Source organism: Pediococcus inopinatus (assembly GCF_002982135.1).
GTDB lineage: Bacteria > Bacillota > Bacilli > Lactobacillales > Lactobacillaceae > Pediococcus > Pediococcus inopinatus.
Map to the genome: position 1 here is coordinate 1,059,820 of NZ_CP019981.1, position 14,131 is coordinate 1,073,950.

The 14,131-nt window shown below is 39.4% G+C and carries 13 protein-coding genes and 1 other annotated feature; all 13 genes read right to left on the minus strand.

From position 1 onward, the window contains the following. Nucleotides 1-96: 96 nt before the first annotated feature. Entirely contained in the window at nucleotides 97-1,077 is a 981-nt protein-coding gene (locus PI20285_RS05335) for a ribose-phosphate diphosphokinase (RefSeq protein WP_057773086.1), read from the minus strand. A 73-nt stretch (nucleotides 1,078-1,150) separates the two neighbouring features. Continuing rightward, nucleotides 1,151-3,631: an SF1B family DNA helicase RecD2 gene (gene recD2, locus PI20285_RS05340; RefSeq protein ID WP_057773084.1), complete on the minus strand. Its 2,481-nt coding sequence runs from the start codon at nucleotides 3,629-3,631 to the stop codon at nucleotides 1,151-1,153. Continuing rightward, nucleotides 3,631-4,320 carry a tetratricopeptide repeat protein gene (locus PI20285_RS05345; RefSeq protein WP_057773082.1) on the minus strand — a complete coding sequence of 230 codons (690 nt, stop codon included), beginning with the start codon at nucleotides 4,318-4,320 and terminating at the stop codon, nucleotides 3,631-3,633. Before PI20285_RS05345 ends, recD2 begins: the two co-directional genes overlap by 1 nt. Before the next feature lie 8 nt (nucleotides 4,321-4,328). Then, nucleotides 4,329-5,003 (minus strand): histidine phosphatase family protein, encoded by a 675-nt coding sequence (locus PI20285_RS05350; protein ID WP_057773078.1) that lies wholly within the window; start codon nucleotides 5,001-5,003, stop codon nucleotides 4,329-4,331. A gap of 393 nt (nucleotides 5,004-5,396) precedes the next feature. Beyond that, a complete protein-coding gene (gene mnmA, locus PI20285_RS05355; protein ID WP_057773076.1) occupies nucleotides 5,397-6,524 on the minus strand; it encodes a tRNA 2-thiouridine(34) synthase MnmA in 1,128 nt (375 codons plus the stop codon). Between the two features lie 186 nt (nucleotides 6,525-6,710). Then, a complete protein-coding gene (locus PI20285_RS05360) occupies nucleotides 6,711-7,052 on the minus strand; it encodes a DUF1831 domain-containing protein (protein WP_057773074.1) in 342 nt (113 codons plus the stop codon). Continuing rightward, nucleotides 7,052-8,215, minus strand: a complete 1,164-nt coding sequence (locus PI20285_RS05365; RefSeq protein ID WP_057773073.1) for a cysteine desulfurase family protein — start codon at nucleotides 8,213-8,215, stop codon at nucleotides 7,052-7,054. The genes PI20285_RS05360 and PI20285_RS05365 overlap by 1 nt, the downstream gene beginning before the upstream one ends. A gap of 51 nt (nucleotides 8,216-8,266) precedes the next feature. Next, nucleotides 8,267-8,953: a 5'-methylthioadenosine/adenosylhomocysteine nucleosidase gene (locus PI20285_RS05370; RefSeq protein ID WP_057773071.1), complete on the minus strand. Its 687-nt coding sequence runs from the start codon at nucleotides 8,951-8,953 to the stop codon at nucleotides 8,267-8,269. Nucleotides 8,954-8,962: 9 nt separating this feature from the next. Beyond that, entirely contained in the window at nucleotides 8,963-9,250 is a 288-nt protein-coding gene (locus PI20285_RS05375; RefSeq protein ID WP_057773069.1) for a hypothetical protein, read from the minus strand. A gap of 9 nt (nucleotides 9,251-9,259) precedes the next feature. Then, entirely contained in the window at nucleotides 9,260-9,799 is a 540-nt protein-coding gene (locus PI20285_RS05380) for an NUDIX hydrolase (protein WP_057773067.1), read from the minus strand. 22 nt (nucleotides 9,800-9,821) lie between these two features. Then, nucleotides 9,822-10,055, minus strand: a complete 234-nt coding sequence (locus tag PI20285_RS05385) for a cold-shock protein (RefSeq protein ID WP_057773066.1) — start codon at nucleotides 10,053-10,055, stop codon at nucleotides 9,822-9,824. 188 nt (nucleotides 10,056-10,243) lie between these two features. Beyond that, nucleotides 10,244-13,039, minus strand: coding sequence for an isoleucine--tRNA ligase (gene ileS / locus PI20285_RS05390; protein ID WP_057773064.1), 2,796 nt, complete (start codon nucleotides 13,037-13,039; stop codon nucleotides 10,244-10,246). Between the two features lie 45 nt (nucleotides 13,040-13,084). Continuing rightward, nucleotides 13,085-13,296 (minus strand) — a binding site (T-box leader). Next, the gene (locus PI20285_RS05395; RefSeq protein WP_082623252.1) at nucleotides 13,295-14,119 is read right to left on the minus strand and encodes a DivIVA domain-containing protein; all 825 of its coding nucleotides are present in this window, start codon (nucleotides 14,117-14,119) and stop codon (nucleotides 13,295-13,297) included. (Overlaps the previous feature by 2 nt.) Nucleotides 14,120-14,131: the final 12 nt, after the last annotated feature.

Sequence of the window (14,131 nt, forward strand, 5' to 3'; positions counted from 1 at the left end):
AGCTAAAAAAATAACATCCTTTCTTTCACCAGTTCGCTTTAAAAACGCTGATTATAGAAAAGATGTTTTAAATTCGTTTTTGGTAATGCTAGTTCACTAATCCTTAATGGAACTTCTAAACAGTGGCTCCAAAGGTTCATTATTAAAGATCATCTTAATGGCATTCCCCACCAAGGGACCAACTGACATTTCAACTAATTTATCAAATTGTTTTTCTTCACCAATTCGAATTGTATCAGTCACAACGACTTTTTCTAATTGAGAGTTTTGCAAAATTTCTGGTGCTTGTTTGGAGAAAATAGCATGGGTTGCACATCCATACACTTTTGTCGCGCCCGCATTTTTTAATGCCGTTGCCGAAATTGTAATTCGCGTTCCTGTATCAATCATATCATCTACGACGACACAGGTCTTGCCTGCAACCTCACCAATTATTTCGGTTGGAATTTCATCGAGTGATTCGCTCGACTCCACATTACGATTATCAATAATGGCGATTGGCGTTCCCAACAAGTCTGCCATTGTCCGTGCTCGAGAAACCCCTGCATGATCAGGGGAAACAACGACCAAGTTTTCTGTAATATTATGATCTGTAAAGTAGCTTGCCAGTAATGGTGCAGCTACTAAATGATCAACTGGAACATCGAAGAAGCCTTGGATTTGGGCAGCATGAAGATCAATTGTGACCACGCGTGTAATTTTATCCATTTCCAATAAATCTGCAATCAACTTAGCCGTAATTGGCTCTCTTGAACGGGCCTTACGATCCTGCCGTGAATACCCATAGTAAGGAATAACGACTGTAATTTGGCTGGCACTAGCTCGCCTAAGCGCATCTACCATAATCATCAATTCGAGTAACATATCATTTACCGGATCCGAAATGGACTGGATAACGTAAACTTGTGCGCCACGAATACTTTCGTCAATATTTACTTGAATTCCACCATCACTAAAATGTTTGACGGTTGCCTTACCTAAGGGAACTCCCACCTCTTGAGCAATCTTTTCAGCTAATGGGTAGTTCGAATTTAGCGCAAAAATTTTCATTCGTTGTTTAGCAGTTTCTGCTGTCATGACATCCTCCATTAAAAACTCTCAAATTAATCTCATTACTATTATTGCAGTCCTCGTTTAAAAGCGCAATACCCTAAGCTGGCATAAAACTTTGAGGTGTAATGCCGTTCATGCCAATCATCGGGTCTATTGCTTGGCTTTGTACCTTAGCTAGCGTTAAGACACCTTCTGTTTCTGTCGTCTGTTTTTCAGGCGTCATAACAGACTTTTCATTATCTTTGTCAATCGCCGGAGCCGGATTTTTTTCAGTTTGTTCGCCTTCAAAAACTGTTATTAATCGTTTTTTTAAGGTCGTTTTTCGATTGGCGGCCAGATTTTGAACACATCTTTCAAAAGCCTGTAGATCACCTAAAAGAATTAAAAGAGACTCAGCCCGCGAAACGGCTGTATATAACAAATTCCGCTGCAGCATACGGGAATATTGCTGAACCATTGGTAAAATCACCATTTTAAACTCACTACCTTGCGATTTATGAATCGATGTACAGTAAGCTAAAGTAATCTGAATCCAATCTTTTCGCCCATAAGTGACTTCAGTTTCATCAAAGTCGATAACCAATTTGTCCTGTTTGTCAGTGTTCCCTTTATCTTTTGCTAAAATTATCCCCTTAACAATCCCCATGTCCCCATTAAAAACATTATTCTCTGGAACATTAACTAGTTGTAAGACTTTATCCCCAATTCGAAAAAGTTGCCCGCGAAACTCTACTTCTTTCGTTCGCTCATTTTTCTTAGGATTTAAGATTTGTTGTAAAGAACTATTTAAACGGTCAATCCCCGCAATTCCGCGATACATTGGTGCCAAAACCTGAATATCTTGGGAAGTAAAGCCTTTTTCTTCAGCTTTTTTTACAACTTGCGTAATCACGCTATCAACCTGATTAGTTGGACACGCTATAAAAGAACGATCCTTTTGATTTTGACTAAAGTCATCTGGTAAACGTCCCTCTTTAATCGCATGTGCTAAGGGAATTATCGAAGACTGATCATCCTGGCGATAAATTTTCGATAATTCAATTTTAGGAATTACTTGGCTTTGGAGCAAGTCGTTGAATATTTGACCGGCACCAACAGATGGTAATTGATCCTTATCACCCACCAGAATAACTTTCATATTATTTGGAATGGCCCGGACAAGGGTTTTAAATAAATACGTATCCACCATGGACATTTCGTCCACTATCAACAAACCGCCCTCTAAATCTTTCGTTTCTTTATCTGGATCGTTCTCGCGACCCGTTAATCCCAATAATCGATGAATGGTTCCAGCAGGTAGTCCAGTCACTTCACTCATCCGTTTGGCTGCCCGACCAGTGGGCGCTGCTAATAAAATTGGAAACGGCGTATCATGATAGTCATTGACATCTAACGATAACTCATTCAACGCCGCATACGTTTTAACAATTCCATTAATAATGGTCGTTTTCCCTGTCCCCGGGCCACCCGTCAGCAAAAACATCTTGGCTTGCATAGCCTCTCTTAAGGCCTGCCGTTGTGAGTCATCATACGTGATCTTAAATTGTTTCTCTGCTAAATCAATGGCACCATCAATTTCGTCGTCTTCAAAATGATGGGTTTCTTTTGCATCTTGTAATCTCTTAAGATGCTCAGAGATTCGCCATTCCGCCTCATATAGCGCCCGTAAATAAATCCGATTCTCATCACCAACAATTTTACTGTCCTTCGCCAACACTAACAATTCATCAGCAACTTTTTGAGGATCAACCGCTGCATTGCGGCTATTCTCTAATAAGGACAAAGTAGCTTTCAACAAGGATTGGGCATCCGTATATGTATCCCCATTTGAATTGCTCAAGTCACTTAAAGAAGTTAAAATGGCCCCGCCAATTCTTGCGGGCGCGTCAAACTCAATGCCGGTAGCTTCAGCAATTTGATCTGCCTTTTTAAATCCAATCCCATCAATATCTTCAATAAGTTGATACGGATTCTTGTGGATAATATCTAGTGTCTGTTCTCGATATTTGTTATAAATACTAGCAGCTAACTGACTTCCGAACCCATAGCCATTAAGCCCAATAATGATTTGTTCCATACCATTATTTTCATTGAGTTTAGTCACTAATTCAGTTTTCAGCGCATCTTTTAGTTTTAGCGGGTCCAATACCTTCGGATCGCGGATAATTTTATTGATGGCATCCGTGCCGAGAAGGGCAACAACCCGCTCGGCTGTTTTTTTGCCGACGCCTTTAAAATCAGAACCAGATAAATAGGTCACCAGCCCCTCTTTAGTCGTTGGCGTTGCATTTTCATAATTGGTTGCTTGAAACTGCATCCCGTATTTGGGATGGGTCACTGATTTGCCAACAAATCGATAGGCTTGTTCTTCTTTAATATCACCAAAACTGCCAGTTACCACAATTTCATCTTCATGCCAGTCAATATTGGTTTCACTAATTTTTACTAAGACAACTTTATAAAAACTATCTGGGCTTTCAAAAAAAATTGCAGAGACTTTTCCGACCACAAATTGTTCTGTGGGTTTCCCTGTAGCTTTAGCATCTTCATCAAATAAGTTAAGCGACTCGTTTTGCATTACTTATCATCCTTTGACTCGTTACGAGTTTGAATAAATTTTTCAATATCTACTAATCGTTGTTGACCCTTTTCAAAATAAGCGGGATCTAATTTTTGGGCTTGTTTAAAGTATTCCGTTTCATCTTCATCTAAAACAAGTGCAATAATGCCCCGCTCAAACTGATATTTACCGTTTTTAGGATCAGCTTTCAGGGCCTCATCATAATAAGTCGCGGCATGCTTGAAATCACCCATCGCCAAGAATATCTCTCCAATTAACCCATTAATCGTGGGATCTTGCTTGTGCTTATCTTGAGCGGTGAGCGCAAACACGAGCGCATTTTTATAATCATCTTGTGCCATATAGGTTTGGGCAATCATCAAATAAGCAGAACTTTTAAGTTCAGTATCTTCTACCACCTTGAATTGGGCGAATGCTTTTTGAAACTCGCCCGCTTCATAATATGCGTTGCCCAGTCCATAATGTAGCAAGTTCTTGGCTTTATCATTTTTTTGAAAGAGACCAAGGGCCTTCATATATAATTCCTCAGCTTGTTCAAAATTGTTAGAAGTCGTTAGAAAAGCACCTAGGTTATAATACCGATGAAAATCATTAGGGTCACTATCAATAGCTTTTACCAGCGCTGAAGCGGCTTCTTGAGCGTTTTGTTTTGCTTGTTTTCTTTGTGAATCTTCCTTTTCAGTCATGTTTTCCCTCAAATCATATCTGTGGCATCTGGTTGACGTTTAATATAACTAGTATCATTCCATTTTATTAATGAAAAAGTCCGTCCCACATCGTTAGTTTCTAGAATCGTTGTGCTTGTGTTTGACAATCCGCCCCGTTTTCTTAAATCGTGGAGATCAGTCCCCAAAAGCGTGTTAACTAACGCATTCAAAGCAGCTCCATGACTCACAATTAAGATATTATCAGTTGGATTTCGATAAATATCTGTAATGCGTTTAATGGTAGGGGTCATCCGCTGAATCAATTGTGGAAACGACTCCCCTTGAATTGTGCTGGGATCATAATGATCAGGATGATTGCGAAAATCATCAAATTCTTGCGGATACCTTTTTTGAACGTCCGTAAACTTCATGCCTTCCATTTTTCCTAAGTTGAACTCCCGGAGGCGACTTGCGATGGTCAACGGAATTGGATAACCTTGAAGTTCATCCATATCATGTTGCAACGTATTTCCAGTCACACGAGCTCGGCGCACAGGACTCACATACATGTGCTGAAACGTAATTGGACTTAAGTGATGCGCTAATGCGTCAATTTCTAAATAACTGTCTTTGAGTAGTGGTGAATCGCCTCTTGCGCCTTGATAACGGCCTTCTAGGTTCCACTGTGTTTTTCCATGGCGAATAAAATATAATTTGGTCACGTTTATCTTCCTTCTCATCTCTATAGCTAAAACTATTATGCCAGTGTCAGGAGAAAAATTCAAAAAATAGTAAAAGAAAAGTGAGCGAAGTGAGACGCCTAAGTCAAAAGATATAAGCACATTGGAGGCGGGATCGCATCCCGTTGGAAGTGTGCTTATATCTTTGGGGTTGTCTCATGCAGCTGTCCTAAAAAGTGAGCGGAATGAGACGCATAAGCCTAAATATATAAGGACATTGGAGGCGGGATCGCATCCCGTCGGAAGTGTGCTTATATTTTTGGCTTGTCTCATGCAGCTGTCCTAAAATCAGCCATTAAACTATTTTTTTTAGAATTAAAAAGCGCCAGTCGTCCAAACGAATTCGGATAACCAACGCCTATGCAAATTTAATGTTTAGATATACTGTAACTCACGGTCCTTGCTGTAAGCAGCATCAATAATTCCGCCGCCCAAGCACTCCTCGCCGTCATACAAAACAACGGCCTGACCAGGTGTGATTGCACGCGCAGGATCGTCAAAATCAACGGTCATCTGTGTGCGGTCTTCATTGAAATGAACGGTAACGTCCACATCCATTGCGCGGTAACGGAACTTAGCTGTACAACGGAATGAATCGCCACGATCAGCAATATCGTTTACGAAATGTAAATCAGATGCAACCAAACGATCAGCATATAAATGCTCATTATGGTAACCCTGACCAACATACAAGATATTCTTCTTTAAATCCTTGCCAATTACAAACCAAGGATCATTGTTCTGACTGCCGCCACCAATGCCAAGGCCACGACGCTGACCAATGGTGTAATACATTAAGCCAGCATGATCGCCCTTAACTTCACCATCAACAGTCATCATCTTACCCGCTTTTGCAGGTAAGTAATTGCCAAGAAACTCCTTGAAATTCTTCTCGCCAATAAAACAGATTCCAACAGAATCCTTCTTATTTGCTACGGCCAATCCAGCCTTCTCAGCAATCTTACGAACCTTAGCTTTTACCATACCACCCAATGGGAACATAACATGGTCTAATTGCTCATGAGTTAATTGATTTAAGAAATATGTTTGGTCCTTATTCATATCCTCTGAACGCAATAAATGCTGGTTACCCTGAGCATCACGCTCAAGTTTTGCATAATGTCCAGTTGCTACATAATCTGCACCCAAACTAATTGAATAGTCTAAAAAGGCTTTGAATTTAATTTCATTATTGCAAATTACGTCTGGGTTTGGAGTCCGACCCTTCTTGTACTCATCCAAAAAGTACGTGAACACACGATCCCAGTACTCTTTTTCAAAATTAACTGAGTAATAAGGAATCCCAATTTTTGCAGCCACTTTCGCTACATCCTTATAATCCTCAGTTGCCGTACAAAAACCATTTTCGTCAGTGTCATCCCAATTCTTCATGAACACACCAACGACATCGTAGCCCTGTTGCTTGAGCAAATAAGCTACTACTGATGAATCAACACCACCACTCATGCCGACAACGACACGGGTCTTGCTATTGTCTGTCATCAAAAATCACCATCATTTCTATCAGATTCTGGAGAATCTACGATTGAAGGTCGCAACATCCAGTAACGCTTATTATATCAAAGTAAGCAAATTGAGCAAGTATTTAGCCAGCTAATCGATTTTTTATTATAAAAAGCAAAAAATAGTAACCCAGTTTATGAGTTACTATCTTATTTATGCGCCAAATTAAGCTTTAACAAAAATCTGCCGTTCAACCATATCATCCAAAATGTAATGATATTGTTCTACTAAGGGTTTGTCGTTTTCTTTGTTGAAAATATTAACCCGTTTTAACCCATTAGCAGTTGTGACTGACATTTTAAAACCACTTAAATCTTTAGCAAACGTCACTTTTAATTTATTACCTTGTTTATATGGTGAAGTTGGATCTAAGGATCGCTCATAAATAAAGTTTCCCCCATTTGATACAGTAAAACCGACATCCCGTAAAGTATATTTCTTTACCTCAGGACTCATTTGATACGTATCACTATCGCCATCAACTTTTACTTCTGTCGTAAATGCCATTATTTTACAGCCTCCTTTGATTTCAAACGCTGAATAATTTGAACCAGATTACTTATCAAATAATCTACGTCATCGCTCGTATTATATTTCCCGAAACTTATCCGGATTGATTCACCGATTCGTGGAGAATCCTCGCCAAACATTGCAATCAGCACATGCGAAGGCTCTAAGCTCCCAGCTGTACAAGCAGACCCGCCTGATACTGCGATCCCATTTAAGTCGAGATTAGTCTGCATCACATATGTTGAAACACCTTTAATCCAAATATTAAAAACATGCTGCAAATTATTAGGATCAAGCGACCCATTAATTTCAAAATCAACGTTAGCATCGGTTAGTCCCTTAATAATTTGTTGTTTAAAACCCATGTATTTTTGTTGCATCGCTGCTTTAACATCAGGAGTTAATAAAGAAACAGCTTTTGCAAATCCAGCGATTCCAGGCACATTTTCAGTTCCCGCACGTCGTTTGTCTTCTTGTTCGCCGCCTTTTAAAAAGCTTGGAAAGTTCACACCGTCACGTTTGTACAAGAAACCGAGAAACTTTGGTCCATTCAGTTTATGGGCAGATGTTGATAATAAATCAATATGGTCGCGTTTAACATCAATATCCAACAAGCCATAAGTCTGAACCGCATCTGTATGAAACCAAGCCTGGTGGTCCTTTAGAATCTCACCAATCTCGTGGATTGGCATATGACTGCCAACTTCATTATTTCCCATCATAATTGTCACTAAAATGGTGTCATCCCGCAAAGCCGCCTTAAAATCATCTAAGCTAATTAGACCATTTTTATCAACTGGCAAATAGGTTACCTCATAACCCGTTTTTTCTAAAGCAGCCAGGGTCTTTAAAACTGCAGGATGTTCAATCGCGGTCGTGATAATATGTTTGCCTAAATTCTTGCGTGCAATCGCCGTTTCCATAATCGCAGTATTATCACTTTCAGTCCCACCGCTAGTAAAAATAATTTCGTCTTCATTAGCATTGATACTGTCTGCAATAATTTGCCGACTTTGGTCTAAAGTCATTCGTGCTTTGCGTCCAAACGCATGGGTACTTGAAGCATTACCGAAATCGTGACTCATTTCTTCAGTCATTTTCTCGACCACTTCAGGAGCCATCGGCGTAGTTGCGGCATTATCAAAATAAACTTGTTTCATGCTAATTCCACTCTCCTTTATGTCTCAACTAAAAATCAATGATCGACTTTTTTACTTATTAAACAATGCCAATAACATTTTTGCGGACTGTTTGCCAGCTTCAATAATAAAGTCGTCAAATGAGACTCCCGCATTTTCGTCACCAACATCAGACATTGCGCGGATAACTACAAAAGGTACCTTAAATTGATGGGCGACTTGTCCAATCGCACTACCTTCCATTTCACAACAAAGTGCATCAGGAAAGTTCTTTAAAATTTCTTGAATTTTTTCAGAACTACTAATAAACTGATCCCCAGTTACAATCAGACCTGTTTTGATATTTAGGCCTGTTTTTTCGCCCGCTAGTGACAATTCACTAATCAAATTTTGGTCTGCATCAAAGCGTGCAGGTTGACCTGGTAATTGGCCTAATTCATAACCAAAGGCTCTTGCATCCACGTCATGGTAAAGGGTTTGGGTTGAAATAACCACATCGCCTACTGATAAACCACTACCAATCCCACCAGCTGAGCCAGAATGAATTAAGGCATCAACTTTAAAATTCGTTACTAATAAAGCGGCTGTAATGCCGGCCTCCACTTTACCAATTCCGGAACGCACCAAGACAACTTCATTATTGTTAATCGTGCCCTCATAAAAAATAATGCCATTAATTTCTGTTTCTTTTTCAATGTCTAACGCGCTGTGCAAACTCTTAATTTCTTCTTCCATTGCACAAATTACACCATACTTCATTATTCATCCTCATTTCACAAAAAATAGTATTAAATAAACAATTACAATTGCCACAACCAGCGCGAAAATAATCCAATTCAGTTTTCTTCCGAGATTACGACTTTTACGTTCCGCGGTATTTCGCACATTTGGTTCTACAACCGTTTCTTCATCGATATTTTCATCATGTGTCCGGGCATACTCTTTTTCTACTTGGACCCGTTTTCGATCCCGTTGGCTAAACTTTTCTTCCTCTGCTTGCTTTTGGCGCTGATAATCTTCACGTGTGAGATTTTCTTGTTGTTCGTCATCCTTCACAGACTTCACCTACTTATTCAAACTTTGCCAATAGTAAATGGCCAAAACGGTTTTTGCATCTTCAATAGAACCATCCGCAACGCCTGCCAATGCTTCTTTTAACGAAAGCTCAAGTAATTGCAAGTTTTCATCTTTATCTTGTGGCAATTCAGTTTTTACAGGTTCTAAATTCGTAGCCATATAAAGCGTCATGTATTCATCTGCAAAACCAGGAGTTGAATAAAAACCTGAAATTCGTTTAAGCTCACCAGCTTGATAACGAGTTTCTTCATTTAATTCTCGAACAGCTGTGACCTCGGTAGTTTCACCAGATTCAACTTTTCCAGCCGGAATTTCGATTGTAACTTTTTTTATTGGTGCCCGCCATTGTTTTTCAAAAAGGGCTTTATTTTCATCTGTAATTGCTAGAACTGCAATTGCATCTTGATGCAAAACAACATCTCGATTAGCTAAATCGCCATTTGGTAATTTCACCGTCTGTTGATAAACATCAATAATTTCTCCGTTATATCGGGGCTCATTTTTTACAACTTTCTCTTCTAATTCCATAAATAACTTCTCTTTCGCTTAATTATTCTACTGACGATTCCGAATCAGTATCAAGGGGAAGCACACTAACTTTGACTGCTTGTAATCCCTTAGCACCTTGAACAACTAGTAAACTAACCTCATCGCCTTCGTGCAAATAACGGAACCCTTCACCTTCAATGGCTGAATAGTGGACGAACACTTCTGTACCATCGTCCAAATTAATGAATCCAAAACCCTTGTCTTTATCAAAACTTTTAACTGTGCCGTGTTCCATACGAAACCTCCCATTAGCCTAATTTTAAAATCTAGGCTACGACCTACTCCTTCTAACATCATACTGATTATTTTGAAAAAAGTAAATTGATTACCGTGCACATTTACTAAAACTGAACAAAAAATCCGATCAAAATTCTGTCAGAGTCAAACTCAAACAAAATTTAAATCGGATTTTTTTTGAACAACCTATTCTTCTAGGCCTGTTTCAATACTTTCTGGATAATTCTCACGAACAATTTTAGCACAACGTGCACAAAGTTCAGGATAGGCATCATCGGCTCCAACATCCGTCTTTGTCATTCGACAACGGGCACAAACAGAACCTTCTGCAACAAGGACCTTAACGGCCATTCCTTTGAATTGTTCAGCATCATCAGGAGCATCTTTCAAGTCATGAATTTCTAATTTTGACACAATCAGAATTAAACGCACATTTGTATTTAATTCATCCAAAAGCTTCTTTGTGTCGGCGTCAGCATACAGATTAACTTGTGCTTCCATTGATTTCCCAATCATCTTACTATCCCGTGCTTCTTCTAACGCTTTTAACACATTAGAACGGACAGTTTTGAATTGTTCCCAATCCTCAAAAATCTGATCTTGATTATCGAATTTTTGAACAACTGGCATTTCTGATAATTGAGCAAAGTCTTCAGGTTCTTTCAAGTACTCCCAGATTTCTTCCATGGTATGTGGCAAGATTGGGGTTAACAGTTTTGTTAAACCAACCAAGATTTCATAGAAAACTGTTTGCATTGATCGCCGTGATTGACTCTTTTCAGGATCAATATACACAACATCCTTAGCAAAATCGAGATAAAAAGCAGACAGATCAGTAATCACAAAGTTCATAACCCGTTTGTAAATATTTAAGGAGTCATAAGCTTCATAATCATCCAGTAAAGCTTGAACCAATTTATTATACTTAATCAACATGTATTGGTCTGCAGATTCTAAATCTTTAAAGGTTACTTTATCAGTTGCTGGTTCATAATCTGTCGTGTTGGCAAGTAAGTAGCGTAACGTATTCCGCAACTTCTTATAACTATCAGAAGTCTTGACAAAGTTATCCATCGAAACGCGTACATCTGACGAAGAATCCACAGAAGCAACCCACCAACGAACAATCTCAGCACCCATTCGTTTAATCACTTCACTTGGCACAATTGTATTGCCAAGTGACTTACTCATCTTATGGCCTTGACCATCAAGGGTAAATCCTTGGGAAACAACTTGCTTGTATGGTGCATGACCCGAAACGGCCACACTAGTAATCAAACTAGAGTTAAACCATCCCCGATACTGATCAGATCCTTCTAAATACAGATCAGCTGGATAAGTAAGGTAATCACGTTCTGCCAGCACACCTTGATGTGACGAACCAGAATCGAACCAAACATCCATAATATCAGTTTCTTTAGTGAATGTGCCCTTTGGTGAATGCTCACTAGTAAACCCTTCTGGAAGAAGATCCTTAGCATCCCAATCAAACCAGATATCAGATCCATGTTCTTCGAATAAATCGGCAACATGATTAATCGTCTCTTGGGTCATGATTGCTTCACCATCTTCGCCATAGAAAATTGGCAATGGCACACCCCAAACACGCTGACGTGAGATAACCCAATCGCCACGATCACGAATCATGTTGTAAAGACGCTTCTTACCCCAATCTGGTGAGAATTTTACATCATCAATGGCACTTAAAATTTGGTCTCGAATTTTATCAACAGAAGCAAACCACTGTGGTGTTGCTCGGAAAATCACTGGCTTCTTAGTCCGCCAATCGAAAGGATAGCTATGCTTGTATGGCATGTAATCTAGTAAAAGATTAGCATCTTTCAGTTTATCTAATGCGATTTGGTTCGCATCTTCATAGAAGACACCTTCGAAATCTTTACCGGCTTCTTCAGTCATGTAGCCCTGATCATTGACTGGTACTAGAATATCTAGTCCGTATTCTTTACCAACTCGGAAATCATCTTCCCCAAATCCAGGAGCAGTATGAACTAATCCAGTTCCGGCATCTAATGTGACAAAGTCGCCTAACATAACAACCAATTTACGATCTGGGTAGAAAGGATGTTGGGTAAGAACCCGATCTAGCTCCTTACCTTTAACAGTTTTAAGAACTTTGACGTTTTCCCAGCCAAATTTTTCAACCACATTATCAACTAATTCAGATGCAATCACAAACTTACGATCATCACCTGCTGGTTGTACAACTGAATAATCAAAACTAGCATCAATTGTTACCCCTTCAGAAGCTGGAATTGTCCACGGCGTGGTTGTCCAAACAACCAAATACGTATCAGTATCTAAAACACCTTTGCCATCAACCACTTGTTCAGCAAAGAATGCTGATGGCGAAGTTACATCATGATATTCAACTTCCGCTTCTGCCATCGCAGATTCAGAGGACCATGACCAAAATACCGGCTTCTTACCTTTAAAAATCAGGCCCTTTTCAGCCATTTTCCCAAAGGTACGGATTTCTTGCGCTTCAAATTCTGGTTTCAAAGTCAAATAAGGATTATCCCATTCGCCAGCTACACCCAAGCGTTTGAAGTCTTCTCTTTGCATATCAACTTGCTTTAAGGCATATTCACGACAAAGTTTGCGGAATTCACTTGTCGACATCTTCTTGCGATCATAGCCTTCTTTGGTCAATTGTTGTTCGATTGGCAAACCATGAGTATCCCATCCTGGCACATAAGGAGCACGGTAGCCAGACATCGATTTATACCGGACAATGATATCTTTAGAAATCTTATTCATTGCGTGACCCATGTGGATATTTCCATTTGCATATGGAGGTCCATCATGTAAAACAAACGAAGGCTTGCCCTCATTTAATTTTTGCCGTGTTTCATAAATCTTGTTTTCTGCCCAAACCTCTTCACGCTTGGCTTCATTAACAGGTAAATTTCCCCGCATTTTAAACTTTGTTTTCCCTAAATTAAGGGTTTCTTTTATACGCATAAGTTTGTCACTCCTCTATTTTTTTGAATATAAAAAGACCTCGTCACAAGGGACGAAGTCTTCGTGGTACCACCCAATTTTAAAAACCTTAACAGTTTTTCTTAATTAAATAACGGCTTTTCAACCGATCGCATCTACAAAAATCGATTCGATAACTCAGAGATGATATCGTAAAGTAGTTCCTGGCTAGCCTCTCATCAATTCGCTAGCTCGCTGACAGGAACCCACTTTCAATGTGTTCTCTTCATAGAAAAATTATTTATTTTTAGCACTGACATGTAAGCCAGAATTCTGATGAGAAGACGTAATTTCTTCATCAGGGAAAACAACGACTGTCTCTCTCTGAGAACGGTCCGTTTCTTCCGATTTTTCATCAGATTCTTCAGCTTTGTCTTTATCTTTTGACTCGGTAGACGTTTGTGGATTCTCAACCAAAGAATTACTTTCAGTAGTTGGCTCTACAGCAGGTGTAATGTCACCAGCGTCTTCCTCATCAACTGAGTTTACACTTGCAGCTTTAATCTTGTCAAGCGTTCCTGTATGCAACATTGCCTCTTTTAAATCACTAACTTGCACGTCTTGGTCCTCTTTTAAGATACTATCCCACTCACTACCATTAATCATCTGAAGTTGTGAATCAACCAAAACCTGCACTCTTTGGCGATACAAGCGCGCGTTCTTTCTCAATTCATTGGTAGCCATAATTAATTTTTTCGCTTTTTCAGCTTGCTCATCAATTACAGCCTCGGCACTAACTTTTGCTTTCTGAACAGCTCCATCTGCTTCTTTTTGGGCTTCTTCCATAGTTAGTTCCGCTTCTCGTTTTGAGCTGCTCTTGACTTTATCAGCCGCATCCTGAGCTACTAAAATAGATTTATTGAGTGCTTCTTTCATATCATCAAAATATTCAAGCTTTGTTTCTGCATTCTCAACTTGCTTTTCCAAATTTGAAATTTTATCTAGAGCCTGCCGATATTCAATGGCAACATGTTGTATGAATTCATCAACTTCAATTGGATTATATCCGCGCATTTTATTCGAAAATTGTTTATTCTGAATATCAACTGGATCTAAAGTCATACTGATTCCTCC

What these genes read in the sequence shown, in the direction of transcription:
- PI20285_RS05335 (WP_057773086.1), bottom strand. Translation starts at nt 1,077, where the DNA reads ATGACAGCAGAAACTGCTAAACAACGAATGAAAATTTTTGCGCTAAAT.
- recD2 (WP_057773084.1), bottom strand. Translation starts at nt 3,631, where the DNA reads ATGCAAAACGAGTCGCTTAACTTATTTGATGAAGATGCTAAAGCTACA.
- PI20285_RS05345 (WP_057773082.1), bottom strand. Translation starts at nt 4,320, where the DNA reads ATGACTGAAAAGGAAGATTCACAAAGAAAACAAGCAAAACAAAACGCT.
- mnmA (WP_057773076.1), bottom strand. Translation starts at nt 6,524, where the DNA reads ATGACAGACAATAGCAAGACCCGTGTCGTTGTCGGCATGAGTGGTGGT.
- PI20285_RS05360 (WP_057773074.1), bottom strand. Translation starts at nt 7,052, where the DNA reads ATGGCATTTACGACAGAAGTAAAAGTTGATGGCGATAGTGATACGTAT.
- PI20285_RS05365 (WP_057773073.1), bottom strand. Translation starts at nt 8,215, where the DNA reads ATGAAACAAGTTTATTTTGATAATGCCGCAACTACGCCGATGGCTCCT.
- PI20285_RS05370 (WP_057773071.1), bottom strand. Translation starts at nt 8,953, where the DNA reads ATGAAGTATGGTGTAATTTGTGCAATGGAAGAAGAAATTAAGAGTTTG.
- PI20285_RS05380 (WP_057773067.1), bottom strand. Translation starts at nt 9,799, where the DNA reads ATGGAATTAGAAGAGAAAGTTGTAAAAAATGAGCCCCGATATAACGGA.
- PI20285_RS05385 (WP_057773066.1), bottom strand. Translation starts at nt 10,055, where the DNA reads ATGGAACACGGCACAGTTAAAAGTTTTGATAAAGACAAGGGTTTTGGA.
- ileS (WP_057773064.1), bottom strand. Translation starts at nt 13,039, where the DNA reads ATGCGTATAAAAGAAACCCTTAATTTAGGGAAAACAAAGTTTAAAATG.
- PI20285_RS05395 (WP_082623252.1), bottom strand. Translation starts at nt 14,119, where the DNA reads ATGACTTTAGATCCAGTTGATATTCAGAATAAACAATTTTCGAATAAA.